Source organism: Sulfurovum sp. AR (genome assembly GCF_000296775.1).
Classification (GTDB): Bacteria; Campylobacterota; Campylobacteria; order Campylobacterales; family Sulfurovaceae; genus Sulfurovum; species Sulfurovum xiamenensis.
Window position 1 is genome coordinate 127,877 of sequence record NZ_AJLE01000010.1, and the last position, 26,226, is coordinate 154,102.

23 protein-coding genes are annotated in these 26,226 nt (G+C 40.8%); 9 read left to right on the forward strand and 14 right to left on the reverse strand.

Features of this window, described 5'->3' with window-relative positions; genetic code table 11:
• Positions 1–66 precede the first annotated feature (66 nt).
• From SULAR_RS09415 to yajC, 12 genes are all read right to left on the reverse strand, one after another.
• Entirely contained in the window at positions 67–2,289 is a 2,223-nt protein-coding gene (locus tag SULAR_RS09415) for an endonuclease MutS2 (protein ID WP_008245416.1), read from the reverse strand.
• A gap of 104 nt (positions 2,290–2,393) precedes the next feature.
• Positions 2,394–3,185, reverse strand: a complete 792-nt coding sequence (locus tag SULAR_RS09420; RefSeq protein WP_008245417.1) for a YdiY family protein — start codon at positions 3,183–3,185, stop codon at positions 2,394–2,396.
• A 95-nt stretch (positions 3,186–3,280) separates the two neighbouring features.
• Positions 3,281–4,597 carry a UDP-N-acetylmuramate--L-alanine ligase gene (gene murC, locus SULAR_RS09425; RefSeq protein WP_008245419.1) on the reverse strand — a complete coding sequence of 439 codons (1,317 nt, stop codon included), beginning with the start codon at positions 4,595–4,597 and terminating at the stop codon, positions 3,281–3,283.
• Between the two features lie 2 nt (positions 4,598–4,599).
• Positions 4,600–5,202 (reverse strand): hypothetical protein, encoded by a 603-nt coding sequence (locus SULAR_RS09430; RefSeq protein ID WP_008245420.1) that lies wholly within the window; start codon positions 5,200–5,202, stop codon positions 4,600–4,602.
• Positions 5,203–5,274: 72 nt separating this feature from the next.
• Positions 5,275–6,399 carry a succinyldiaminopimelate transaminase gene (locus tag SULAR_RS09435; protein ID WP_008245421.1) on the reverse strand — a complete coding sequence of 375 codons (1,125 nt, stop codon included), beginning with the start codon at positions 6,397–6,399 and terminating at the stop codon, positions 5,275–5,277.
• 44 nt (positions 6,400–6,443) lie between these two features.
• Positions 6,444–8,186: a D-alanyl-D-alanine carboxypeptidase/D-alanyl-D-alanine-endopeptidase gene (gene dacB, locus SULAR_RS09440; protein ID WP_008245422.1), complete on the reverse strand. Its 1,743-nt coding sequence runs from the start codon at positions 8,184–8,186 to the stop codon at positions 6,444–6,446.
• Entirely contained in the window at positions 8,186–9,337 is a 1,152-nt protein-coding gene (locus tag SULAR_RS09445) for a MalY/PatB family protein (RefSeq protein ID WP_008245423.1), read from the reverse strand. The genes dacB and SULAR_RS09445 overlap by 1 nt, the downstream gene beginning before the upstream one ends.
• Positions 9,330–11,432: a 5-histidylcysteine sulfoxide synthase gene (ovoA, locus tag SULAR_RS09450; protein WP_038000572.1), complete on the reverse strand. Its 2,103-nt coding sequence runs from the start codon at positions 11,430–11,432 to the stop codon at positions 9,330–9,332. Before ovoA ends, SULAR_RS09445 begins: the two co-directional genes overlap by 8 nt.
• A 55-nt stretch (positions 11,433–11,487) precedes the next feature.
• Positions 11,488–11,826, reverse strand: coding sequence for a DUF6394 family protein (locus SULAR_RS09455; RefSeq protein ID WP_008245425.1), 339 nt, complete (start codon positions 11,824–11,826; stop codon positions 11,488–11,490).
• Positions 11,827–11,846: 20 nt separating this feature from the next.
• Positions 11,847–12,818 carry a protein translocase subunit SecF gene (gene secF, locus SULAR_RS09460; protein WP_008245426.1) on the reverse strand — a complete coding sequence of 324 codons (972 nt, stop codon included), beginning with the start codon at positions 12,816–12,818 and terminating at the stop codon, positions 11,847–11,849.
• A complete protein-coding gene (secD, locus tag SULAR_RS09465; protein ID WP_008245428.1) occupies positions 12,818–14,398 on the reverse strand; it encodes a protein translocase subunit SecD in 1,581 nt (526 codons plus the stop codon). Before secD ends, secF begins: the two co-directional genes overlap by 1 nt.
• Entirely contained in the window at positions 14,385–14,672 is a 288-nt protein-coding gene (gene yajC / locus SULAR_RS09470; RefSeq protein WP_008245430.1) for a preprotein translocase subunit YajC, read from the reverse strand. The genes secD and yajC overlap by 14 nt, the downstream gene beginning before the upstream one ends.
• On the opposite strand from yajC, the gene SULAR_RS09475 reads away from it, so the two are divergent.
• A complete protein-coding gene (locus SULAR_RS09475; RefSeq protein ID WP_081501853.1) occupies positions 14,626–15,951 on the forward strand; it encodes an apolipoprotein N-acyltransferase in 1,326 nt (441 codons plus the stop codon). The two genes, yajC and SULAR_RS09475, sit on opposite strands and share 47 nt — an antisense overlap.
• A gap of 183 nt (positions 15,952–16,134) precedes the next feature.
• Positions 16,135–16,998: a hypothetical protein gene (locus SULAR_RS09480; protein ID WP_008245433.1), complete on the forward strand. Its 864-nt coding sequence runs from the start codon at positions 16,135–16,137 to the stop codon at positions 16,996–16,998.
• Between the two features lie 88 nt (positions 16,999–17,086).
• Here SULAR_RS09480 and SULAR_RS09485 read toward each other — a convergent pair whose 3' ends face one another.
• Entirely contained in the window at positions 17,087–18,454 is a 1,368-nt protein-coding gene (locus SULAR_RS09485) for a hypothetical protein (protein ID WP_008245434.1), read from the reverse strand.
• A 62-nt stretch (positions 18,455–18,516) separates the two neighbouring features.
• Between SULAR_RS09485 and yidD the strand changes: the two genes are divergently transcribed.
• From yidD to SULAR_RS09510, 5 genes are all read left to right on the forward strand, one after another.
• Entirely contained in the window at positions 18,517–18,879 is a 363-nt protein-coding gene (yidD, locus tag SULAR_RS09490; RefSeq protein ID WP_008245452.1) for a membrane protein insertion efficiency factor YidD, read from the forward strand.
• Positions 18,857–19,864: a dihydroorotase gene (pyrC, locus tag SULAR_RS09495; RefSeq protein ID WP_008245458.1), complete on the forward strand. Its 1,008-nt coding sequence runs from the start codon at positions 18,857–18,859 to the stop codon at positions 19,862–19,864. Before yidD ends, pyrC begins: the two co-directional genes overlap by 23 nt.
• Positions 19,865–20,003: 139 nt before the next feature.
• The gene (gene cysK, locus SULAR_RS09500; RefSeq protein WP_008245459.1) at positions 20,004–20,924 is read left to right on the forward strand and encodes a cysteine synthase A; all 921 of its coding nucleotides are present in this window, start codon (positions 20,004–20,006) and stop codon (positions 20,922–20,924) included.
• Entirely contained in the window at positions 20,924–21,526 is a 603-nt protein-coding gene (locus tag SULAR_RS09505) for an aminotransferase class IV family protein (RefSeq protein ID WP_008245461.1), read from the forward strand. Before cysK ends, SULAR_RS09505 begins: the two co-directional genes overlap by 1 nt.
• 11 nt (positions 21,527–21,537) lie before the next feature.
• Positions 21,538–21,999: a hypothetical protein gene (locus SULAR_RS09510; protein ID WP_008245463.1), complete on the forward strand. Its 462-nt coding sequence runs from the start codon at positions 21,538–21,540 to the stop codon at positions 21,997–21,999.
• Positions 22,000–22,007: 8 nt separating this feature from the next.
• On the opposite strand, the gene SULAR_RS09515 is transcribed toward SULAR_RS09510, so the two are convergent.
• Positions 22,008–22,910 carry a LysR family transcriptional regulator gene (locus SULAR_RS09515; RefSeq protein ID WP_008245464.1) on the reverse strand — a complete coding sequence of 301 codons (903 nt, stop codon included), beginning with the start codon at positions 22,908–22,910 and terminating at the stop codon, positions 22,008–22,010.
• A gap of 200 nt (positions 22,911–23,110) precedes the next feature.
• Here SULAR_RS09515 and SULAR_RS09520 point away from each other — a divergent pair, with 200 nt between their 5' ends.
• Both SULAR_RS09520 and truB read left to right on the forward strand, forming a co-directional pair.
• Positions 23,111–25,177 (forward strand): ATP-dependent helicase, encoded by a 2,067-nt coding sequence (locus SULAR_RS09520; RefSeq protein ID WP_008245465.1) that lies wholly within the window; start codon positions 23,111–23,113, stop codon positions 25,175–25,177.
• A 183-nt stretch (positions 25,178–25,360) separates the two neighbouring features.
• Entirely contained in the window at positions 25,361–26,191 is an 831-nt protein-coding gene (gene truB, locus SULAR_RS09525) for a tRNA pseudouridine(55) synthase TruB (RefSeq protein WP_008245466.1), read from the forward strand.
• Positions 26,192–26,226 lie beyond the last annotated feature (35 nt).

Consider the following 26,226-nt stretch of genomic DNA (forward strand, 5'->3'; position numbering starts at 1 on the left):
GTAGCTCTCCTGCAACATTTTTATGCATATATTATACCTTCTGGAGTTAAAAGAGGGGTTATAGTTCTACAGTTCGACGACTGTAATGCCTAAGTTTCCGGGAAGTCTATAGAATTTCTGTATCTTGGGATGTTTTTTAAGATACTCTGTTACCAATTTGGCTAACACACCCCCGCCCGTACCGTGAATGATCTGTACTTCATGCAGTCCGTTCACCAGGGCATCAGAGAGAAATTTATCCACGGTGTCTATAGCTTCATCTGCATACATACCGAGCAGTTTGACTGAAACAGATGCCCCTGACTTTTCAACATTGACATTGACCTCTTTGGCTTTAGGTTTAACTTTTATCTGAGGGGTATCTCCTCTTCTTTTGAGTTGCCCCAAAGGTACTCTCATCTTCAATCCGTCTACGATGATCGTCGCATCTTTACCACGGATAGCCACGATCTCTCCTTTGTGAGAACGGTACTTCACCTTATCACCCTCTTTGAGCGGTACTTCATCTTTGAGTTTCACCTCTTTTTGCTTGAATTCTTTGCGCTGATGTGCCACGTTCAAAAGTCGTCTTCCTTCTGCTGACTCTTGTGCCCTCAACGCTTCTCTTGCTTTTTTTGTCGCTGCATTATAACGGTTTTCAAGGGTTGCAAGGGCTTTTCTATGACTCTCCTGAAGCTTCAGCTCTTCATCCTGGAGTCTCTGTTTTTGTCTCTCTACAGATTTTAACTCATCATCTATTGTTGCGATCTTCATACGCATTTCACGCTCAAGTGAGGTAGATTTTTCTATGAGTTCATTAAGGTTTTCTTTATCCTCTCCATAGACTTTTTTTGCTTTGTTCACAATAGCTGCAGGTACACCGTAACGTTGCGCTGTCTCAAAAGCATAACTCTTTCCTATACTTCCCTGTAAAAAAGTATAGGTAGGTACCCTTTTCTCTTCATCATACAGTGCTGCGATGAGTTCCACCTCATCATCACCTGCCATCAGTGAAGCCAAACGTTTATGGTGTGTCGTCACGATGAAAGTGATACCTTTTTTTCGTAATTCATCTAACATCACGCGAAACAGACTGGCTGCCTCGTCACTGTCTGTACCCAGCTCTATCTCATCAACCCCTACGATGGCATCCTCTTTGCTGAAGAGTTTTGCAAACTCCTGCATACGTCCCGCAAACGTGGAGATATCATTTTTAACCGATTGGGGATCATCAATGACCGCTTCTATGCTTTTATAATGTCCGACCTCTGTCTGTGCTGCATTGCACTTGAAAGGTAGCAGATACTTGCTCATGTAGACTGCCGAGAGCATGGACTTGAGAAGCATCGTTTTACCACCGGCATTGACCCCTGTGACAAGCATGATCTGTTTGGAGAAATCCATCGTGATGGGTACAGGGTTCTCTATGGCAGGGTGTGCAAAATCCTGCAATTTAATACGTTTGTGCTTGCTTGGTAGAACAAATTCATACTCTTTGGATCGTGCAAAACTGACACGTGCTTGATAGTGGTCAAATCTGTCATACTCTTTGTTGATGAATCCCAAGAAACGTTCCCACTTGAAAAAAACCGCTGAAATGTTTTTACAATAGGTGTAGATCATCTCCTCTTTTTTACTGAGCAGGGCAGACTCTTTCTCTTTTAAATGGGTGATACTCTGCGGAATGATATAAAAAAAACCGCCGGGGCTACGTGCAGCTACGGTAGCCTTGATCGCATTGTTAAACCCTCCACGTACCAGTAGAGTCTCTTCTCCCCCGTTAAAGTGTACCTGGGTGTCCACAAGATAATCTCTGAGCTTGCTGGAGTGTGCCAGCTTATAAAGTGTCTCTTTGATCTCTATCTTGTTTTGCTTGATAGCACGTTCCAGTTTAAAAAGTTCCTGATCACGCTCAGCATTGATCTCACCTTCAGCTGTGAAGTAGCCTATGATCTCGATGATCTCTTCAGGAATCTCTATCCCTTGTATCCAGGAGATAAGAGGTTCTGTAAAACCTACCGTCTTTAAGGTATTGAAGTAAGAGATCATAGTGATAAAGGCATAGATCTCATCCAGTGAGAGGACCCCTTGCTTTTTGATCAGATTGAGTTCTCTCTCTAGATTCGGTACGGGGTTTGGTGTAGGAAATTGTACTTTGGAAAGTGCCTGTATATAACGATAATGCTGGTTGATATCTCCCATCATCGCTACAGGTTTTTCTCTGGCTAAAAACTTTTGGAACTGCTGAATATACCCATCCAGGTCCAGTTTTTGTATGATCGTTTTTTCGCTTGATTTTTCTATTGGCACGTCTAAAGTTCCTCAATTTGCTAAATATCCGAATTATAGCGAATTTTATGTAGGTTGAAAAAAGTGTATCTCCCCCCCCCTTCAGATGAACGCACTATAAAAAATTAAAAATTGTATCCCACTTTGATGATCGTTTTGGTATCTGTCGTTTCAAATCCTATAGGAGGAAGATTGTCATAGCGTATTTCTTCTTCCAGATTGACATTGATATCCTCAGCGACTGCAAAAGTTAAGCCTGCTACAGCCAAGACTTCATAGTCATCTGAAAAGTTTTCGAAGTTTTCAAGCGCACCTAGTTTGACATAGAGTGCACTTACTTTATTAAGCTGATTGGTATACTCTAGATACTGGTTGAATGAAAAGAAGTTTTCATCTGGCTGATCATTACTGTATTCTTCTATGTTGTAAGCAATACCTGCTCTGAGTTTGAAAATATGCTGACCGTCATCAAAAAGCTTTTTCCCCACACCTGCAGCTATAGAAGACTTATTATCATAGTCTCTAAATTTATTTCTTAACCAATGTACAGAACTATAGACCAACCATTTTTCAACAACAAACTGTTCGAGTGCAAGATTTGCAGTATACTCTTCATTATCTTTTACATTATTGTTCTCTGTCACAAATGCACTGGTATCAAACATGACTTGAAGTGGATTGTCGTTATATCCTGACATTGTAACAGAAAAGGTATATTTACCATTCAGGCTATATGTCTCTGTATTCCCTGTAACATTTGAAAAACCGATATTGATACTCTGCTTTAACACTTTACTCGCATTGAGCTTTTTATAGTTTGAGAAGGCTGATGCTACATTGGAGACCTTTACTTCACCTGCCATCACAACGACAGAAAGCAGTAAAGTCAATACTGAAAACATCTTTTTGTTCTTCATTTTATCCCTTATACGATTTAATTTTTAAATTGGGACTATAGCAAAATAAAGGTCAGAAGATGGTATTTTGCAGTAAAGTGAGTACAAGAGAAGCGTTATGCCTCTCCACGTATCTGGTACGTGATGTCCCCGGCACCGAAGGCTGTTACAAGTCCATCACTGTACTCTCGTATAATATGTCCGTCTTTAAAGACTTTAACAATCCCATCTTCTTTAGTCACAGAGTCTGCCATGAGAAGTTTATAGCGGCTGAATGCCCCTTTTAGGTCTATATCCACCTTTAATTCCCCGGCAGCCCAGATAGGGAGGATGACCAGTTCATCCACACCTTCAAAACACTCTACAAATCCTTGCAGGTTATCCATAGTTCGGCTGTACTTGTGGGGTTGCCAAATAACATTGAGTTTAGAGAATTGACGCAATCCTTTATAGGTTTGCAGGGATTCCATCGTCACCTTTATCTCTGTAGGATGGTGACCATAGTCATCTATCACCACACACTCTTCTCTATTTTGTACAATGTCAAAACGTTTTTTGATCCCTTTGTAGTGTAAAAGATTTGCTCTTATATCTTCTACCTCTTCACCCAACTCTAAAGCACCCAATATCGCTAATGATGCATCTAACGCAATGTGATTTCCAAAACCGAAGACTTCAAATGCCCCCAGGTCCAAAAGTTCGAATTTTGTATGGGGTTCCCCATCAACCAATACAAACTCTATGTTCTTGATGTCTTTAGAAGGATAAAGTTTAATGCTCTCCATCTCTAAAGAAGAGAGAAACGTATCTTCTGCATTGATGACTCGTATTTGCGCCAGTGACAAGAAGTTTCCATAGGCATTGTAAAAACGCTCTTCGTCATACCCGTAGTACTCCATATGTTCTGGTTCAACATTGGTCACGATCGCAAGATAAGGATTGGAGTTCAAAAAACTCTCATCACTCTCATCGGCTTCAAATACCACTTTGTTGTTCGGGTAATTCCGTACGTTTGAACCAAACTCTTTACTGATCGCTCCAATGAGCGCATTGGATTCAGGTATGATCGATGCGAGCATGGCAGAAGTCGTACTCTTACCGTGTGCACCACCCACCGCATAGACCTCTTTTTCACCCAGTATACTCTTGAGAGCTTCTTTGCGTGAAAGCAGTTCTATACCCAACTCTTTGGCTCTTTGATACTCAGGATTGTTGGGACGTACCGCCGCAGAGTAGATCACCCTGTCGACACCCTCAACCGCATCTGCATGGTGAGGGATAGTGATCTTCGCATTAAAGTTGGTTGCCAGATCATTGGTGATCTCTGTCTGTTTGATATCCGAACCGGAGATCTTATGTCCGTCATTAAAGAGAAACTTGGCCAAAGCAGAGAGTCCGATACCCCCGATACCGATAAAATGGATCTTTTTCATCACTATTGTTCCTTGCTTTCATCAAGCACTCTAAGCTCATCTTGCGCCTGTTTAACATGTGTGTCAAATTTTGCAAGCAAGGCCTCAGTGGGCTCTGTAAATGTCTGTATGAAAAATGCCAGAGGATCATGTGCATCTACCCCTTCTACATCGACAAGATTTTCGATGAAATCTTCAAAACTCTTTCCTTCCATGACTGCAGCCACATGCACCATCATCGCATCTTTCAGCGCTGCATGGTCGATCGTATAGTGCAATACAAGAAAGATCTCTTTGGCACCCTTTTTGTCATTTTCACTGTAGCGTTGGATACCATGTTCATAGATCGCTCTTGCCGTAGCTAAATCCTCAGCATCATTCATATCAAATGACTGAGAAGTCGTGAGCTTTTCAGCCAGTCTGTCAAAGGCTGTGTTGACGATAAATGTAAATATCTCGTTGATCTCATCTTCCGGAGCTTCGATGATAAGCTGTGCATCCAAAAGCTGATACCCTTTTGCAATGCTCTCTTCTTCTTTGCACTCTTTTTCAAGTCTTTGAATATTTGCCAAAAACTCTTGGTCTTTTTTTAACTCTTCTACATGTATTTCCGGTGTTTCCATCATGCTTGCTCCAATGCTAATTTTCTGGCACTAAATGCCGATACCCTCGTCGGTAAAGCGTAAGTGGGGTGTCTTCTACTCTTCCAAGCAACGTGCTATACGTTGCAATGCTTCTCTTGTTTGCTTTTCTTCATAGACAAGGGCCAGTCTTACATACCCTTGACCTTCCCCTTCACGTCCTAAAAATGAACCTGGGAGAACTTTAAGATTATACTCTTGATAAAGTTTGGTCGTAAAGGCTATCTCATCTTCCACTTTGAGCCAAATATAAAATGTCGCTTCAGGTGCTTCAGTACCCAGAATCTCTTTGGCGACTTCAAAATTTTTTTTGTATTTTGCTCTGAATGTGTCTACATGCTCTTGATCGGCCCATGCAGCAGCAGCGGCATATTGAAGTGGGAGGGGAGAAGCACATCCCACATAAGTTCTGTACACCATGTATTCTTTAAGTATCTCTGCATCACCGGCAATGAAGCCTGAACGAAGTCCCGGTGCAGAGGAACGTTTGGAGATAGAGTTGATGACTAGCACATTTTTAAAACTTTCGTTCCCCACTTCCATACTTGCATTGAGCAGTGAAGGAAGTGCTGCATCCAGATAGAGGTCCACATAACACTCATCATTCAGAAGCACGAAATCATGTTTAAGTGCGAGCTCCACCCAATGTTTTAAATCATCCATAGACATTACAGATGATGTAGGGTTGTTAGGTGAATTGAGTATCACAAGATCTGCTTTTGCCAATGCTTCTTCATCCACTACGGGTTGAAAGTGATTGGCTTCATTCAAATTGAGGTAGATCACTTCAGCCCTGGATACTTTGGCAGCACCTTCATAGATCTGATAAAAAGGGTTAGGAAAGACCATAACCGGATTTTCTACATCATGCAGTAAAAACTGTGGAAAATTAAAAAGTACTTCTCTGGTTCCAAATGTCGGAATGATCTGATCATTTGTCAGGGAAAGATCAAAACGTTTTTTGTTATACGTCAACATCCCCTCTCTAAGTTCTGTTTCACCAGCCGTTTTTGGATACTTGTTGAGCAGTTCAGAGGCATCCTTCAGTGCATCCAGTATAAATGCCGGTGTCTCAAACTGGGGTTCCCCGATCGTCAGGCTAAGTGCAGAGTAATCAGGGTTTGGTGTGACATTTTCAAGTAATTGATTGAGTTTCTCAAAAGGGTAAGTTTCGAAGTTCATTGTTGCCCTAAATTTTTAAAGGATTATAACGTATTTGGGGTAAACTATAACTTTACGATGAACGCCCCGCCATTGATAGCTCTACGTACTTTTTTCAACACTTCTCTTGCACTTTTTTCATCTCTATAGCCACCTATGAGTACTTTATAATTCTCTGTATGGCGTACCTTGTAAGGTAATCCTAACGCGCTTATCTTTACTAAATACGCTTTGTGGGGCATGCTCGAAAAAGCGCCCACCTGAATATAATACTCAACAGCACTCTCTTTGGTTTTCCGCTTCATTACAGGTACTGTTTTTGTTTTGACGTTACTGAACAGTGTTTCGGATACAGGCTTCTTGGGCTGCACTTTTGTTTTGGAAGAAGCGGGTACGGTAGATGATCTACCAGGTTCCACTGTACTTTTTGCCAACCACTTCATGATCTCATCTTGCAGTTTGGCACCGCGGTATTTAGCCTTGGAACTGTTAATGATGATGACAACGGTATAGTATTTTCCTGCTTTGTTCTTGACATACCCGCCTATATTTTTCACGCGTCTCAGTGTCCCTGTCTTCATCCATGCACGTTTTTTTACGACGGTGTTTCTAAAGCGGCGTTTGATAGTACCATCCACGCCTGCTATAGAGAGTGTCTCCATCCATCTTGAACCATAACGGTCATACGCATCATCATACATCACAGCCAATAGTTTTGCATTCATTTTTGAAGTACGTGAAAGGCCGCTTCCGTTATCGATCTTTAATTCACCATCACCTAATGCACCTCTTGAATCCAAAATATATTTGATGGCATCTCTTCCTTTTTCCATCGTGGCAGGAGCACCATAGAGTTTCGCACCCAAAAGAAGCAGAAGATGTCTTGCATAAAGGTTATTACTCTCTTTTGCAGTTTCAGAGATGATCTCTTCCAGAGGATCTGAGTAATGGGTAAACAATGCTTTTGCTTCTTTAGGTACCTTACGTAATTTCATACCTCCACTTACAGCTATCCCCTCTTTTATCAATCTATCTTTCAATGCATAATAGAATGACTTATACGGTTTGGTAATGACTTGACAAATATTCCGTGTGCCACATCGTTTGGAGATCTTTCCTTGAAGAAACACCGTAGGCACCACTTCGCTCTTATCAATTTTCACTCTCGGCCAGGAGTATTTTCCTCTACAGGGTTTGTTGACGTGTTCCAATTGGTCAACAACTTTATAACTTTCATCTACATGTTTTTTATGTACTTTCTTTTCTTTGGGGTTCACGCAGACGGTCACCACTCGTTCATTGAACATCATGGCATCCGGCATGGCATTATAGGCACTGTAAAGATTTTCATCAAAACCTGAACTGTCTTGGCTTCCCACCTTGAAATAGCTTCTGTCTATGACAATATCACCTCTGATCTGACGTATACCTGCGGCACGTAACTCAGAGACGATCTGCTCAAGGTCCTCGGCATTTAAGGTCGGGTCACCGAACCCTTGAACCCATAGATCACCGTGAAGCACACCATTTTTCAATCTTCCTATAGTGTAAAACTTCGTAGGCCAACGGTAATCAAATCCCAGTTTCAGGACCGAAGCATATGTGGTTAACACTTTGATCACAGATGCAGGGGTCCTGCTCTTCGAAGCATTGAGTGAAGCCACGACCCTTCCATGTTTACCGGCTTCTTTGATATAGATACTGATATCTTTTTTTGAGATGCCCGATTTGCGTATCTCTTCATTGATGACCTGGGGTAATGCATAGAGCCATAGGGACAGTATCAGATAGATAAATAAACTTCTCACTACCCTGCCTCATATGCATCACGAAGTCGCTGCATCGCTTCTTGAAGTACTTCTTTGGATGTACCCACATTTAACCGCATGAAACCTTCCCCTGCCTCACCAAAACTTTTACCGTCATTAAGCCCAAGTTTGGCTTTATGTAAAAAGAAATCAACCACTTTTTCATGGGTCAGGCCCATACCTCTACAGTCAAGCCACATGAGAAAAGTTGCTTCTGTAGGGACTGCCTTTATAGGGAGTTGATGCTCTGTGAGAAATTGATTCACATAGTTAATATTTGAGCGTAAGTGCTCTTTCAACTCTTCTAACCATGGAGCACCTTCTTTGTAGGCACTCATCAATGCTTCAATACCAAAAGGGTTCCCGTTGGTAATACCCGACCTGTCCTGTTCTACTCTGTAAGCTTGGCGCAATCTGGTATCGGGAATGATCGCATAAGAGGTATTCAGCCCTGCGATATTGAATGTTTTGGAAGGTGCATTTAAAACAACACAATGATGCATGATCTTCTCAAAACTGCCAATGCTGTGGTGTGTTTTTTCATAGACAATATCCGCATGTATCTCATCAGAGATGATCAGTACATCATTTACTATACAGATCTCAATGAGCTTCTCCAATTCCTCTTCAGACCATACCCGTCCGGTTGGGTTATGAGGAGAGCAGAGTAAAAAGAGTTTGGCTTCCTTGGCTTTACGCTCAAAATCCTCAAAATCTATCTGATATCTGCCGTTTTCATAGACCAGTCTATTGTCAAGTACCCTTCTCTTTTGATGCTTGACAGAACTTACAAACGGAGGGTATATAGGTGTTTGTATTAGTATTCCATCTCCCTTTTGACTGTATACAGTGATGATAAAGTTCAAAGAAGGTACTACCCCGTAACAAGGAATGATCCACTCTCTTTCTATCTCCCAGGAAAAACGATCTCGCATCCAATTCTGTATTGATGCGTAATAGGCATCCGGATAGATCGTATACCCGTACATAGGGTGTGAAGCCCTTCTGAGCATTGCCTCTTGTACACATGCCGGTGAAGCCAGGTCCATATCTGCGACCCAAAGAGGAAGCAGATCCTCTCTACCAAACTTTTTCTTTGCTTCATCCCACTTCATACTATGTGTACCTTGACGGCTGATCGCTTCAAACATCTTTACCTCTCCTTTCCCATATGCTCATCTGTGCTATCGTATGCTGGTGCTTCCGTGCAGTCTCTTGTATCACAAACGGGATATCTTTCGTACCGATAAGTCTGAACGCTTTCCCCAGTATCTCTTTAAGCCCATCGAGTGTCGTGATAGTTTCACCATCTCTTTTGTATCCGCCTATCCATTTCTCTTTGGGGGTAGACGCTTCCTGCCAGGTATACGGAGAGGTCAAAATGAGTAGTCCCCCCTCATTGATACGTGATCCCATAGCATCTAAAAACTTTTTAGGATCATAGAGCCTGTCTAACAGGTTACCACCAAAGATCAGGTCAAAATCCTTGTAAACAGGTTTTAAATTACAGGCATCTGCCTGCCAAAATGAGACCTTGTTTCGTACATCATCCAAGTCAAGATCTGAAAGTTTTATCTCATGAAGATTTTCCAGTTCCCCCTCGGTCGGCATAGTGTAACGTAATACACCATCATCTTTGAGCTTCTGTGCTTCCTGTATGAAACGTGCAGAAAAATCCACACCTATGACTTCATCAAAACCGCGTGCCATTTCAAAGGTACTTCGCCCTATGGCACATCCAATGTCCAAAGCTCTGCGTCTAGGTTTATCTTTCATGGTCTCTAAAACGATCCCTGCACACGCTGCCGGATAATTTTCCACACCCAATGCATTTTCACCCCAGCCAAAATGACAGTACTGAGAAATCAGGCTGTCTGTATTATAGATATTGGTTGTGATCGTCTCTTCATAGGTACTCTGAATATACCTAAATCCCGCATGTTGATAAAAATGTCTTCTAAATCCATAACGGCTTTTCTGTGTAGCAAGGTTCCCGCAACTTATCCATGAACCACCCTTGATAATGGTATGTTTACCATCAAAGGTAGGGACTGAAAAATCATCATAGATCGGATGGACCTTAAAGCCTTCAAAAGGGTATATCGGTGTTCGTGACCACTGCCATACATTCCCTATCACATCATAAAATTCACCGTGTTTATAAGTATCCACGGGAACACACGAAGCAAAAGCTTCAAGATTGATATTGGCGATAGTCTTGTCTCTGTCGGTCCATTCAAAGTAGGAAAGTACTTTGCTTTCATCACGCAATCGGATATATTCATCCTCGGTAGGCAGAGTGATGTTGACACCCTCTTTTTGGCTCTTCCACTTACAAAAGGCAGAGGCCTCCAGATGATTGACCTCTACTGGCCAATTTAAAGGAAGGTCTATCTCTTTGCTTAGAGTACGAAGTCTGTACCCATCTTTATCTTTACGCCAAAACATGGGATGTTCTGCCTTTGTATAGGCTTTCCATGCTTTACCCTCTTCACACCAAAACCTATCATTGCTATATCCAGAATCTTTTACAAACTCCATATATTCAGCATTTGACGTAAGATATTTGGCTGCTTTGAATGCTGGTATATGTGCCTGATGATCTCCATATTCATTGTCCCAGCCAAAAAACTGTGCATTGTTGTTTTTCCCCAGATTCACTCTACCTTGGTTTACATCCAGCAGTATATTTTGAGGTGCAGCAGCGACCATTTCACACTCTCTCCATTCTCTGTTTTCTTCTATGGATTCAAATGGAAGTTGGCGTATCAATACCGAAGAAGTTTCAAGATGGATATTTTCATGTTCAATTCCCATCAAAATCACCCACCAGGGTGAATCTTGCATGATAGGAAGTTCTAAAGGAAGTACATCGATAAGCGAAGAGACTTTCGCATAGACTTTGTCACGGTAAGCTTGGGTTTCTTTTAACGTAGGCCAGTCATAATGTTTTTCATTCAAATCATCCCAGCTCATTTCATCTACACCCACGGCAAAAAGTGATTCAAGTCTGGGATCTACACGTTCATTAATGATCTTGGCAAGTATGAATTTGTTAATGAAAAATGTAGCTGTATGGCCATAGTAAAATATGATGGGATGACGAAGAGGATCCGCTTTTTTAAAATAAGCACTTTCATCTGCAACGAGATGAAAAAGAGATTCATATCGCTTATAACAATATTGAAAATAATCTTTGATCTCTTTTCGTTTCTCTTCGGGGTCTGTTCCATGAAGTGTAGGCATCTTTATCACGTCTCATTCCTTGGAATTACTGTACATGTAAGATACCGAACAACGCTTAAAAATCTGCCTTCTCTTTTGCACTCTCGATCATAGAGATAAAAATCGTATAAAGGTTCGCGATCACAGCACCGATCACTAATCCTGTTGCCAATGCATCGTTCCCATAAAACTGCAGAGCAAAAAATGCAGGGAGAAGATGTAGGTCAGCAACCAATGAACCTGCCAAAAGCTCAGCTGAAAGTAGATTTCTTACCCCTATCTTCAACAGTGTTGAGATCACATTCACAGACCCTGCTATAAACAGTGCTACGATAGAGTGATCATACAAAAATGCTGCTGATGTCGTAAGTGACATCAACGTAAAAAACATATAAAAAACTTTACCCCAATTCATCCAAACTCCTTAAACTTTAACTATAGTGTACCATTTTCATACATAGCACGCATTTTTTCTTTCTCTTTTTCTCTTTTGAGTTTTTCTGCTTCCTTTTCTCTGAAGCCCCCTACGGAGAAACCAAGCCACATCAAGATTGGTGATGCAACAAAAATAGAAGAGTATGTACCCACTATCACACCTACAAGCAGCGTGAAACTGAACCCGTTAATGATCTCTCCACCAAACAGATAGAGTGTAAGAACCACAAAGAATGTGGTGAGTGATGTCAACGTTGTACGGGAAAGTGTACGGGTGACAGACTCATCAATGATAGCCCCAAGGTCCGGATCTTTGATCGTTCTGATACCCTCACGAATACGGTCAAAGACAATGATCGTATCGTTCAATGAATATCCGAGTATGGTCAATAGTGCCGCAAGAATGTCAAGGTTTACCTCAACATTGAACAGTACGATCATACCCATAGCAATGGTCACATCATGCATGAGTGCCATTACAGAGGCAACGGCAAAACGCCACTCAAATCTAAAGGATACATAAATAAGGATACCGATGATCGCAAGCACCATCGCCATCAATCCCTTTTCACGTAGCTCTGATCCAACCTTTGCCCCTACCATATCCACACGTCTTACTTCAAAGTTACCCGTATCTTGAAGCAGTGCTCTGATCTGATCACCGACATCCACACCCAAGGCTTTTGAACTTGTCTTCGTACGTATGACCACTTCATCTTCACCACCGAAGAAAGTCACGGTTGCACCTTCATAGGATCTATCAGAGTCTATTGCTTCTCTCACCTTCTCTATCGGTGCTTTACCGTTGTATTGTACCTGTATAAGTGTACCACCTGCAAAGTCTATACCGTAGTTAAATCCCTTCCCAATGATCAACCCCAGAGACAGTATCAACAGAGTGACCGAAAGTAATCCAAAACGTTTACTCTTGCTCATCAATGAGAGAGGTTTTTTATATTTAAAGATTTCCATTATTTTACTCCCTCTGTTCTGATACCAAACCATAATCTCAGTTTGTTCTTATCGATCTTCGGTAGAAGCCACTGGTAGATACCATGTGTTCCTACAATCGCAGTCAACATGGATGCCATAATACCGATACTCATCGTCAGTGCAAATCCTTTGATCGCACCTGTACCATAGGCATAGAGTACTGTAGCGGCGATCAGTGTGGTCACGTTGGCATCCCAGATCGCAGTAAAGGCATTGCTGTACCCATTCTCTATCGATTTAGCTACAGATTTACCTTCATAAAGCAGCTCCCTGATACGTTCAGAGATGATGACGTTCGCGTCCACGGCCATACCAACCGTAAGAACGATACCTGCCATACCAGGCAGTGTCAGTGTGGCACCAAAGAGTGACATGATCGCAAGTATCAAAAAGAGATTCCCTATCAGTGCGACATTTGCGATAATTCCTGCCATACCATAGTAAACCACCATAAAAATGACGACCAAGATGAATCCTAGAACCAAAGCGATAGAACTCGCCTTGATGCTATCCGCACCCAGGCTTGGGCCCACCGAACGTTTTTCCATCACATAGACAGGTGCAAGCAATGCACCCGATCGAAGTGCAATGGCAAGGTCATGGGCTTCAGAAATTTCAAATCTTCCTGATATCTGTACACGTCCCCCACCGATACGTTCATTGATGACTGGCGCCGAGTAGACCTTGTTATCCAAAACAACCGCCATACGTTTCCCAACACTCACACCTGTAAAGTCACCAAAGATCTTGGCACCCTGTCCGTTCAGTGTAAAGTTGATGACCGGTTGATTGCTTTCATCAAAACCTACTTTTGCATCTGTCAGCATAGAACCGTCCAATACCGGAATCGCACGAAGCAAATATTTTTCACCGGTATTAACATCGGGTAGTATGACATCACCATAACTTTTTGCTTCAGCCAGACTCATCGTGTTGACTCTTATGTTTCTGTCTTCATCTACAGCCATAAGCTGCAGATGTGCTGCACGGGCGATAAGTTCACGGATACGCTGTTCATCCTCCTGTGTTTTGATACCAGGTACTTCTACAAGGATCTTATCTTCACCCTGTTTTGCAACCGTAGGTTCTGCAAGTCCGAACTCATTGAGTCTGTTTCTGATCGTATCTACTGCCTGTTGAATGGCATTTTGTTTGGTACGCTCCACTTCAGCTTCGGTCATAGTGACTGAAAATTTCATTCCATTGTTGATCACTACCGTGCCTTCAAGCTCTTTTTTAAGCAGTGCCTGGGCTTTGGTTACCTCATCTGTATCAAGCAATTCAAATGTGATTTTTTCACCATCGATCATACGAAGGTCATCGAAAATGATCTCTTCGTCATCAAAAATATACTTGATCGATGCTGCCATAGACTTAATACGTGATTCAATGGCAATTTCACTTTTAATACCAAGAAGCATATGCAAACCACCTTGAAGGTCAAGCCCCAAAGTGATCTTCTTCCCGCTTTCACTTTGCGTCAAAGAGGGAATAGAAAACACAACACCGAAGATCAGTGCAAAAGCAAAAAGGATTACCCTAAAATTAAGCGTCTTCACCAGCCTCAACCTTTTGAGCTACAAATGCTCTATCAAGTTTGACGATCGTGTCATCATTTAATTTGATTTTGATAAAATCTTCTTCAGTTTTAACGATCACAGCTATAAGGCCGCCTGTCGTAATGATGTTGTCACCTTTAGTAAGACCGTCAAGCATTGCTTTATGTGCTTTTTGATGTTTTTGCTGCGGTCTGATAATTAAAAAATAAAAAATTGCGAATAAAATGATGAGGGGTAAAAATGAACCGATCATACTGCCTTGTTCTGCTCCCATAGGAATCCTTTTGTATAAAATTAGCCAATATTCTAGCACCTTTGAACTAACAAAAGGCTTTTTCATAGCACTTTTAAGCTCGGGGTTTATTTACCTTAATTATTGGGGATTTTCTCATCCTCTGATGAACACCATTTTAGGTATTATAACACTCTATCTGCTCCTGCAGGAAGAGAAAAAAGTCTGGTTTTTTTCCGGTGCTTTTATAGGACTTTTTTGGTTTTGGTGGATCGCTTTAAGCCTTCAACATTATGGTATGGTTTGGGCTGTACCAATAGAGATAGTTATCATTATGCTAAGCTACGGGGTACTCTTTTGGTTTCTTGCATGGATCAGTGAGAAGATCACTGCATTACTGAGTGTTTCGGGCACTTTACTCCCTCTACTGCTCAAAGCTTTAGGCCTCTTCATCTTAAGCTATATCCACCCTTTCTCTTTTGATTGGCTCAAACTTGAGCTCATGTTCGTAGAGAGTTATCTGGGCATAGAAAAATGGCAGTATGCCATCATCTTGGGGGCTATTGTTTTAAGTATTTGGAAGCAGCACTTCCTCTATCTGTTTCTTATTCTCTTTGCCTATCAGTCAAATCTTTCAACACCTATCGAAATGGATGATAAGGTAAAACTCGTTACTACCTCTACATCTGTCCAGGACAAATGGAATGAAACACTTCATGCTGCACAGTTTGAGACTCTTTTCGAACAGATAGACCAGGCCATCAAAGAGCATAAAAGTCTTGTCATACTCCCTGAATCTGTCTTTCCTATCTTTCTAAATCATTCAAAAACTCTGGACAGATTACAAGAAAAGGCCAAACAGATCTCCATTGTCACCGGAGGGCTCTACTGGGATGGGAAAACACCACGGAACTCAACCTATATCTTTACAGATAACAAGGTCTCTGTAGCCAATAAAGTCGTACTGGTTCCCTTTGGAGAGAGCAATCCCCTACCGGATTTTTTAAGTGACTGGGTCAATAAAATATTTTATGATGGTGCCATAGATTACGTAGCCAGCCCCACTGTCGTAGACTATAAAATTGATGGGAAAATCTATCGAAATGCCATCTGTTTTGAAGCGACTAGTGAGAAACTCTACGAGGGTGAACCAAAAAACATGATCGTACTCAGCAACAACGGCTGGTTCACTCCCTCCATTGAACCTACGTTACAAAAACTCCTGTTGCAGTACTACAGCAAGAAGTACGGAACTACTATCTATCACTCGGTGAATATGTCGGATTCTTATGTGGTGAAAAATGGGAGAGTGGATCACTAGAAAACCCTATCATACTTTATTTGAGAAGGTATACACTCTGTGTATGAATCTCCTGTGACATTTTTTATAGTATGTTACTTAGCGTACTATTCTGCTAAACAGTATTCGTTATATTTGCAATAGTATTTATTAATTAAAACTTATAATGCTACAATTGTATATATCATTCTGGGGAGAGTGTCAATGGATTTAAATGAAGAGACTATAGAAGATACCTTTAACATTAACAAAGTGCTGGAAACTCTGTTTTCTTCTGTCAAAAGTATTGCGCATGAAAAGCGTATCGAACTTATCTATGAAATGGATGCTACCATACCAAGAAGGTTACGGGGTGATTCTGATACCTTGTTGCTAGTGCTTAGCAAAATACTCACCTTTGTTTTTCAAAAAAGTGATAGAAAGGAGATCGTATTATCTCTTTCCTCTGTGGAAGACTTTTTGTATGAAGAGTTTATCTCTTTTAAGATCCAAGAGACCCATATTGACAAAGAAAAACTTCTATCCTTTTTAAAGATCCATGTGAGTAAAGAAATTGAAATGCTCGGTGGTAACATTGTCGATGACCATGAAAATATTTCAGACATACATCTAAGCATACCTTTTAAAAATGTTGAATTGGGTTTCAGACGTCATTATAGACTTCCTGATAAAAAGATAGTAGGGAAAAAGATCTTACTGCTCTGTTCAAATGAGAAAACGGCACAAAGCCTGAAAAAGATGTTTCAATATTTTCTTTATGATGTGCATGTAGGAATGGATGAATTAAAGAAACACGGTAATGATCTGGCTCTCTATGATATCTTGATTATCAGTGAACAAATGATCACTGAAAAAACCAAAGAAACCATTGCCAACATCCAAGAACTCGCTCCCCTTAAATATGTGGTGCTTAGAGATCCCGATGGTTTAAAGGATGATATGAAAACAGACTCTGAACATTTCATCAAACCAATTACACAAGAAAAGATCTTTGACCTGATCATCTCACTTTATGATGAAAAATCCGGTACAGAAAAAAGTGATACAACTCAGATGGAAAAGGTATGATCTTAAAATAAAACCTTTACAAAAAATGCTATATGAAAGGTTTTACTTTGTAAGTAGATTGTAGGACTTCATAAAGGATCACGTACAATTACACATAGAATTTAGAAGATCTCAATAACTTCAAAGCATGCGCTATTTTATCTTTTAACATCTTTTCATGCTCGCATAAAAGAGGACCGATATCTAAAGTTTTGGTTTCAGACTTCGCTTTAATGGTGTTTAGTATCGCTGCACGCTCTTTGCAGTTTCTGTATTCACGCAGAGGCTTGAACAGAATGTTCAGTTCTTCGACGATCATTCTTGACTCCTTTTCTCCGATGATATGGAAAAAATCTTCTATCAAAGTTTGAAGTGCATCTATAAAGATATAGAGCGTTTCAAGCACCTCATCATCATACCCCTCTTTTGTTTTCTCTAAAAGCATTTCAAATTTTCCTAAACGCTCTTTGAGCTGCTGTTTCACCTCTTGCTCTAAAGAGATATACTTTTGGTTTTCCTGAACTCCTATCTCCCTTGTAAGGATCGTTAACATTTGTCTAAAAGGTTTAGAGGTGAGCATTTGAGTCACAGCTTCCTCTTCCTGGGTGATGAGGCTTTTTAACTCACTGTAGAGCGTTAACTTCACATTTTCACGTGTGGCACTCAGTTCATTTAAAAAGTAAAGATAGCGCAATAGCGTTGTCTCTTCATAGTAACGTTGAAACAACTCTGTACAAAAATGCTGTACATTGGGACTGAACAGATCCGGAAAAATCTCCAGCAGTGTAGCTGTACGGCGTAAAAGTACACGTAAACGGTGCAGTGTTGCACTAAAATGTTTCTTCTGAAAATTCATTTTATAGTAGTTTATCAGACGAATGTTCCTGTAAAGTACCAAAGAGACACCGTCACGCACATAGAGACGTTGCGGTACTTGCCAAAAAAAAAGATTGGGTGATTCAAAAGCATCTATCTTTTCGAAAAACTTTTGCAGATCGTACTCCATAGGTTTTACATAGAGGGCAAGAGAATGATCACTGTATTTATTATCCTGGTCGATCTCTTTGAACACAAAAGGTTGTAATTCCTGAATGATTTTTGAGCTTCTCAGGACTTTTTCATCTTGAAAATAGGCGATCAGTATATAGATTCCGTCAAGCTTTTTCAAGTATCTCTCAACAACAAATGTATTCTCATCTATAGTAACCGTATACACATTTTTAACGATGATCCTGCCCAAATACTTTTTACGTTGAAAAGCATACTCCTCTTCACTGACAGAGGTGAGAGTTTCGTTTACATGATTATCGACGGTTACTTTTGTATAGGTATCTGGATATTCTTTGCGATAGTAACAGAACTCCTGATCATTAGAAACCGTGTAGAACTGTTCTGTTTTCTCAGTTTTTGGCAATTGTTTTTTCAGCCAGCGCCGGATATCTGCCGAGACTAAAAACTTGCGTTGTATATGATTCATGTTAGGGATTATAGCACAAAATAAAAAATTGACTCTACATTCCTTTTTAACTATAATACGCCATGAAAAACTTCTTTTTAGCACCGATCAAAGGCTATCAATATATCTCCAAAATGTTACCTGCAAGCTGCCGCTATTATCCCTCTTGTTCAGAATATGCCAAATGGCAGTTTGAATTCAATGCAGCCCATAAAGCATTCACGGCAAGTTCTTTGCGTATTTTACGCTGTAATCAGCTCTTTAAGGGAGGTATTGACTACCCTTTGGTTGACTTCAAACCTCCAAAACCTACAGCTTTACTCAAACTTAATGCATTTTGTGGCAAAATTGATATCATCTATTGGCTCGTACCCAAAAGTATGGCCCCAAACAATACACACTATTATGTTTTAAAGGACTTTGATGCAATTAACCGCACCACTTGACATGCATTTACATCTCAGAGACGGAGAGATGTTAGAAAATATCGCTAAAAGCTCAGCGAGCACTTTTTCAGGTGCGATCATCATGCCTAACCTTGTACCTCCAGTGAGCAGTAAAGAAGAGGTTATCGCCTATAAAGAGCGTATCATGGCTGCCATAGGTGATGAAAAATTCACACCCTATATGACACTTTTTTTCAAACCTTCTTATGACAAAGCATTTTTAGAATCAGTCAAAGAGGTGATCACAGCGATCAAACTCTATCCTGCTGGTATCACCACGAACTCCGAAGGCGGCGTAAGCGGGTTTGATGTAGAAGAGTTGCGTCCCGCACTTGAAGCAATGAGTGAACTGAATATCCCGCTGTGTGTCCATGGGGAGACCAACGGTTTTGTGATGGACAGAGAAGCTGAGTTCGTCAGTATCTATGAAAGGTTGGCCACTGCCTTTCCGAAACTCAAGATCATTATGGAGCATATCACCACCAAAGAGAGTGTCGAAGCGTTAGATAAATTTGAAAATCTTTATGCGACCATTACCCTGCACCATCTGATCATCACCCTGGATGATGTAGCCGGAGGCATGCTTAAACCGCACCTCTTCTGTAAGCCCATAGCCAAACGACCAGAGGACAGAAGTGCGCTGCTCAAGGTTGCTCTGGAAGCGCATCCTAAAGTGATGTTCGGATCAGATTCTGCACCGCATCCGAAACATGCGAAAGAGTCTTGCGGGTGTGCAGCAGGTGTCTTTACTGCACCTATCGCCCTGCAGGTCTTGGCTGAACTGTTTGAAAATGAAAAGGCACCCCTGGAAAATCTCCAGGCCTTTATTTCAGGCAATGCCCAGAAGATCTACGGAGTTACACCTTTAAGTAAAACCGTTACTCTTGAGAAAAAAGCGTTTACTGTACCTTCCGACTACAATGGCGTGGTCCCTATGTATGCAGATGAGACCCTGGCCTACAGTATCAAAGAAGTAAGAGAGTGATAACCGATACATAGAATAAGAAATGCATAAATGTTTCATAGAGTGTACAAGTTGACCACAATGAGGTTGAAAATAGTGACCTTAAAGCACGTACTCAAAAATAACCTGCTAACATTAAACAAATGAACAAGGATGGGAAATGATTGCAAATAATATTGAAGAGCTGATAGGCAATACGCCTTTAGTCAAGATCAATACACTTTCGGAAGAGACAGGCACGACTATCTTAGGTAAATGTGAATTTATGAATCCTACCTCTTCGGTAAAGGACAGAATCGCTTTCAACATGATCAATGAAGCACTCAAATTAGGTGAAATTGATCAGAATACTACCATCATTGAGCCGACAAGTGGGAACACAGGTATCGGTCTCGCAGCTATTTGTGCATCCAAAGGCCTTAAACTTATCTTGACCATGCCGGAGTCTATGAGCATAGAACGTCGTAAAATTCTTATGCACTTAGGTGCTGAACTTGTACTGACACCGGCGTCTGAAGGTATGGGTGGGGCTATCTCGAAAGCATCAGCATTGGAAAAAGAATTAGACAATGCAAAAGTACTTCAACAATTCAACAATCCAAATAATCCGGATATTCACCGAAAAACCACTGCCTTTGAAATCCTGAATGACACGGCAGGCAATCTGGATATCTTTGTAGCTGCTGTCGGTACGGGTGGAACGCTTACCGGTACGGGAGAGATACTAAAAACTAAAATACCTTCACTTGAAGTCATCGCAGTTGAACCTTCAGATTCTCCTGTATTGGAAGGTGGACAGCCTGGGCCGCATAAGATCCAGGGTATCGGTGCAGGGTTTGTACCTGAGATCCTCAATACAGAAATTTATGATGACATCCTTGCAGTGAGCAATGAAGCCGCTTTCTCCATGGCACAAAAGATTGCTAGAGAAGAAGGCCTGCTTATCGGTATTTCAGCAGGAGCAAACCTGCATGCAGCCTATACCATCGCAAGCAGACCTGAAAACAAAGGTAAAACCATCGTCACGATACTCTGTGATACAGCCGAACGTTACCTCTCTACAGAACTCTTTGACACCTAATGCCACAAGAACAGTCAAAAACACCTCTTTTACTTGAGACGATCAAGATAGAAGAGGGAAAGATACATAACCTTGTCTACCATCAGCATCGATGCAACAAAAGCCGTCAGCTACTCTTTAATTCCCATGACATACTCGACCTCTCTTCCTGTATAGATGCACCTAAATCAGGTCTATATCGTTGTCGTATCCTCTACGCAGAATGCTTATACTCTATAGAATATATACCCTACACACCAAAAGAGATACATAGCCTGAAGATCGTTTCCTCCAATATTGAATACAGTCTGAAATATGCCAACAGAGATGCGTTAAATGCCTTGCTGGCATCCAACAAAGATGTCGATGAAGTGATCATAGAAAAAAAGGGCTATCTGACCGATACGACCATATCCAATATTGCTTTTTTTGACGGAGAACAGTGGGTCACACCGGAAAAACCTCTACTTGAGGGTACGATGAGGGCCAAACTGATCGATGAGGGCTTTCTCCATCCAAAGCAGATCAGCAAAGAAGACCTCAAAAACTACTCACAAGTAGCTTTAATGAATGCTATGATAGGATTTAAAATTCTAAATATCGAACCATACAAAATCTCATAAAGGGTACAATCATGACAATTAACCTTTTACAAACGCCTGAATATCGTACACTTATGCAGTCTCACATCTATCAAACCATTCAATACTTATTTGACAAAAATCAGGAATTTGCATTGGCATGTGAAGTGAAATACATTACGTTTACACCCGAACTTCCTGCGGATATCAAAGGGTCATTTGACGATACGGTTCTGTTTATATTGAGTGGTTTTACTTTTGAAAGTGCGCAACTCAATGAGGAGTATTTCTCTTTTGAAGCAGGGTTTGGAAGTGATAACTTTGGGTCAACGGTATCCTTACCTCTACTGGCGATCAAACAGCTCTTTGTAGGGGATAACCCTATCGTCATTAATTTTGCGAATCCGGTGATAGAGAGTGAAAAGAAAAAAGAAGCAAGTGCCTCCAAAAAATCTTCAATGGAAGCACTTTTAAAGAATCCTGAGAATAAAAAACTTCTCAAGAAAAAAAAATAGATTTGCTCTTAGCAGCGACCTGCTAAGATATAATTCACGACATTATCTACATAGGCATTGTGTTTATTCTCTTTAGAATACACAATAAAGAATTTACGGGACATGGTATACCCTCTAAGTCTTGCTTCAAAAAGCTCTCCATTGGCCACTTCATCCATGATCGCATATTTCGATATGATAGATACTACTGGCTTCTCTGGATTTTTCTCGCTTTTCTTGATCGTTTGAAGTACAGTAGCAGAGTTGTTTACTTCGCTGAGTACGTTAAAGCTTTTACATGAAACACCTAACTCTTCAAACACTTCAGACACAACGCGTCTTGTATGAGAACCCTCATCACGACAGATCCAATCAAAGTCATAGAGCTCTTCTGTTTTCAATGTTTTGTTGATAGGCACATTACTCACTACGACAAGTTCATCTTCCAACCACTCTCTGTAAATAAGGTCATTATCCATAACAGGTGATTCGATCAGACCTACGTCTAATTTTCTATCTTTAAGTTTTTCGATGATGTTATCACTTTGGTCTATATCTAAACTTACACTGTTGTTGATCGCTTCACCGATCGTGTTAAGACATTGGCCTGGGATGATATATGCACCTATCGTATAGGAAGCACCCAGTCTGAAAGTGATCTCTTTGTTGATGATCTTCAGTACATCCTGTTCTGCAGAGAGTATCTCTTTTTCAAGTCTTGTGGCTATCTTATAGAGCTCTTCACCCTCATTGGTGAGTTTGATACCGTTCTTTTTACGTTCGATCACCTTACACCCAAGATATTTTTCAATAAATTTGATCTGCTGTGTCACAGCAGGCTGTGAGATCCCTAACTTTGCAGAAGCCTTAGAAAAACTTCTTTCACGTGCTACAGTTAAAAATGTTTCTAACTTTACAAAATCTTTTAACATTAAAGTATATCCTTCATTCTAAATTAAATTTTTAAATAAATAAATTAATAAAGTTATTATATCTTATTATACTTAATAAAACATAAGTTGTTCTTATTAGAATGATTTTATTCTCTATCAAGTTACTAGATAATTTCTTTATGGCACTTCTAATCAATTAAAAGGTATAATTAATACTATATAGGAGCACAATCATTTTCATGGAAACAATTTTAAATGCATTAAACCCATCACAGCGTGAGGCGGTTGAACATATTGACGGACCGATGCTTATCCTTGCAGGAGCAGGTAGTGGAAAGACCAAAACACTGACGACCAGACTGGCTTACCTTGTAGGCGAAGTAGGTATTGATCCTGCAAACACTTTAACACTTACTTTTACCAATAAAGCTGCTGCAGAAATGCGTGAACGTGCCCTTAAATTGATGCCGGAAAAAGTCTCTTATCCTCCACTTTTATGTACCTTTCATAAATTCGGCTTGCTCTTTTTAAAATTCCATATCGAAAAGCTGGGTAGAAGCAATGCCTTTGTGATCATAGACAGTGACGATAAAAAACGTCTTTTACGTTCCATAGCCAAAGAGTTGAAAGTAGATCTCAACATCTCATTTATCGCTTCTGAGATCTCAAAATATAAAAACTCACTTCTCTCACCTGAAGTGGTTCTTGAAAAAGCTGAACTGCCTGACTACAAACAAATAGCCAATATCTATGTCAAGTACCAAGAGAATATCGAAGAGAACAACCTTGTAGACTTTGATGATCTTCTCATGCTCACCTATAAGATACTCAGTGAAAATGATGCACTCAGAAAAGAGACAAGCCAGCGGTACCAGTACATCATGGTAGATGAATACCAGGATACCAATGAACTGCAGTTCCAACTGCTTGAACTGCTCTCTTCTGAGCATAACAATCTCTGCGTGGTAGGAGATGATGATCAGAGTATTTACGGATGGAGAGGTGCGAACATTCGTAATATCCTGGAGTTCGCCAATAACTTTGAAACATGTAAAACAGTCAAACTTGAAACGAATTACCGTTCCACTGAACCCATCCTCAATGCTGCCAATACACTCATCGAGCATAATTCTACACGTCTGGGTAAAAAACTCACTTCACATAAAGGGGCGGGACAAGAGGTGAAACTCCTTCACTCGCTCGACGAGTCTATGGAAGCGAAAGCCATCGCACATGAGGTACAAAAACTCCTGGATGAAGGTGTAGATCCGAACGAGATAGCCGTACTCTACCGTATCAATGCACTCTCTCGTTCACTTGAAGAAGGTTTTACAAAAGCCGGTTTAGGTTTCAAACTCATAGGGGGTATGCGCTTTTATGAACGTGCAGAGATCAAAGACCTTATCTCTTACTTAAGAGTACTCTCCAATCCACATGATGATTTTTCTCTCATACGTATTATCAATAAACCTAAAAGGGGTATCGGTAAAGCATCCATAGAAAAGTTACAGAAGGCTGCTTTTGATGCCAAAATATCACTGTTTGAATATATCAAAAAGTCGGTACACGGAGAATTCCCTGCGGTCGTCAGTAAAAAAATCACCACAGCATTGGAAAAACTTGTCGAAGATATCACACTCTTACAAGAAGCATTGGAAAATGAGCTGGGTAACTTCATTACACTTTTTGAAGAACGTATCAAGCTCAAAGACCATTATGCCGGTATGGTGGACGGTTTTGACCGTATCTTGAACATCGATGAGTTTTACGGCTACTTCAGAGATGCAGTGCTTAAAAACCCTGACCTTACACTCGATGAGTTCCTGAATGACATTTCACTGCAAAGTGACCAAGACCAGGTGGAAGAGGATACCATTACCATTATGAGTATCCATGCAGCCAAGGGGCTGGAGTTCGAACACCTTTTTGTCATCGGGCTGGAAGAAGAGTTCTTCCCTCTACTAGGTGAAGGTTCCAACATGGAAGAGGAACGCCGTCTGGGCTACGTAGCGATCACCAGAGCAAAGTCGGATCTTACCCTCTGTTATGTCGACAGCCGTTTTTACAAAGGCCGGCGTAAAATGATAGACAAGAGCCGTTTTTTGGGTGAAGCTGGGCTCATTCAAGATACAAGCCTCAAGATCACTAAAAGTTCCGCTTTCAAAAAAGGTGACCTGGTCAAACATAAGATCTTTGGCATCGGACGTGTACAGGCTGCGAACAAATCAGGTAAAGAGTACAAACTGCTTATTAACTTTGGCGGGAACAAAAAAGAGATACTCAGTTCATTTGTTCAAAGTATTTAATCTGATATATCTGTAATGTTTTTTAATTACCCTATATTTGCATTGTGGTAGTGTTTCCCCTTCATTTTTTAAAAAAACGAAGCAAAAATCGTCGTTTCTCTCGAATCGCTTCGCTTGCAAGGGCGTTCAAAACGACAAGGCACACTACGTGTGATAAAAAGTAAATCCTAAAGGAAATCAACTATGAATAGATTATTTGTAGTCAATAAACCTATCTTTCGCTCTTCGAATGGATATATGGGCTATGTCAAACGTAAATACGGAACAAAAAAAGTGGGGTTTTCCGGTACGCTTGACCCCTTTGCCACAGGATGTCTCATTGTTGCTACAGGACAATACACCAAACTCTTCCAATACCTCAATAAAACGCCTAAAAGCTACAAGGCTACCCTATGGCTAGGGGCAAACTCCCCAAGTCTTGATATAGAGAAGATAGATAGCATTAAAGAGGTATCTCCTTTCACACAACAGCAAATAGAAGAGGTACTGCATTCGCTCAAAGGTGAACTAACTTATTATCCGCCAAAATTCTGTGCCAAGAAGATCAACGGTAAACGTGCCTATGAACTTGCACGTGAAGGTGAGGAGGTAGCACTGAAGACCATTACATCTACGATCTACGACATCAAACTGATTAACTACAACCATCCTTTTGTACACTTCGAGGCCACAGTGAGTGAAGGGACCTATATACGCAGTCTTGGTGCCCTTGTTGCAAATAAACTTGGGGTAGACGGTACGCTCTCTAGTCTGCATCGCATCCATGAAGGGGCATTCTACTATGACGATGAAAAAGCCCTGGACCCCTTTACACATTTGGCCATTCCTTCCAATGTCTACAGAGGTGATGAAGCGCATCTTGAACTGGGGAAAAAACTCTCACGAGAGTCTTTTGAAACAAAAGAAGATGGTCTCTACCTCATCGAAACTTCGAACTTTTTTTCCATTATCGAGATCCTGGGTGAAGAGGTCAAATACAGATTTAACCGTATCCCTAAATTTGAAGTGTGTTGATCCTTAAGGTTTTACTACCGATCTTTTTTATAGTA

Coding starts and splice junctions, on each gene's coding strand:
- SULAR_RS09420 (WP_008245417.1), bottom strand. CDS start 3,185: ATGAAGAACAAAAAGATGTTTTCAGTATTGACTTTACTGCTTTCTGTC.
- murC (WP_008245419.1), bottom strand. CDS start 4,597: ATGAAAAAGATCCATTTTATCGGTATCGGGGGTATCGGACTCTCTGCT.
- SULAR_RS09430 (WP_008245420.1), bottom strand. CDS start 5,202: ATGATGGAAACACCGGAAATACATGTAGAAGAGTTAAAAAAAGACCAA.
- SULAR_RS09435 (WP_008245421.1), bottom strand. CDS start 6,399: ATGAACTTCGAAACTTACCCTTTTGAGAAACTCAATCAATTACTTGAA.
- SULAR_RS09445 (WP_008245423.1), bottom strand. CDS start 9,337: ATGTTTGAAGCGATCAGCCGTCAAGGTACACATAGTATGAAGTGGGAT.
- ovoA (WP_038000572.1), bottom strand. CDS start 11,432: ATGCCTACACTTCATGGAACAGACCCCGAAGAGAAACGAAAAGAGATC.
- SULAR_RS09455 (WP_008245425.1), bottom strand. CDS start 11,826: ATGAATTGGGGTAAAGTTTTTTATATGTTTTTTACGTTGATGTCACTT.
- secF (WP_008245426.1), bottom strand. CDS start 12,818: ATGGAAATCTTTAAATATAAAAAACCTCTCTCATTGATGAGCAAGAGT.
- SULAR_RS09475 (WP_081501853.1), top strand. CDS start 14,626: ATGAGGGGTAAAAATGAACCGATCATACTGCCTTGTTCTGCTCCCATA.
- yajC (WP_008245430.1), bottom strand. CDS start 14,672: ATGGGAGCAGAACAAGGCAGTATGATCGGTTCATTTTTACCCCTCATC.
- SULAR_RS09480 (WP_008245433.1), top strand. CDS start 16,135: ATGGATTTAAATGAAGAGACTATAGAAGATACCTTTAACATTAACAAA.
- SULAR_RS09485 (WP_008245434.1), bottom strand. CDS start 18,454: ATGAATCATATACAACGCAAGTTTTTAGTCTCGGCAGATATCCGGCGC.
- yidD (WP_008245452.1), top strand. CDS start 18,517: ATGAAAAACTTCTTTTTAGCACCGATCAAAGGCTATCAATATATCTCC.
- pyrC (WP_008245458.1), top strand. CDS start 18,857: ATGCAATTAACCGCACCACTTGACATGCATTTACATCTCAGAGACGGA.
- cysK (WP_008245459.1), top strand. CDS start 20,004: ATGATTGCAAATAATATTGAAGAGCTGATAGGCAATACGCCTTTAGTC.
- SULAR_RS09505 (WP_008245461.1), top strand. CDS start 20,924: ATGCCACAAGAACAGTCAAAAACACCTCTTTTACTTGAGACGATCAAG.
- SULAR_RS09510 (WP_008245463.1), top strand. CDS start 21,538: ATGACAATTAACCTTTTACAAACGCCTGAATATCGTACACTTATGCAG.
- SULAR_RS09515 (WP_008245464.1), bottom strand. CDS start 22,910: ATGTTAAAAGATTTTGTAAAGTTAGAAACATTTTTAACTGTAGCACGT.
- SULAR_RS09520 (WP_008245465.1), top strand. CDS start 23,111: ATGGAAACAATTTTAAATGCATTAAACCCATCACAGCGTGAGGCGGTT.
- truB (WP_008245466.1), top strand. CDS start 25,361: ATGAATAGATTATTTGTAGTCAATAAACCTATCTTTCGCTCTTCGAAT.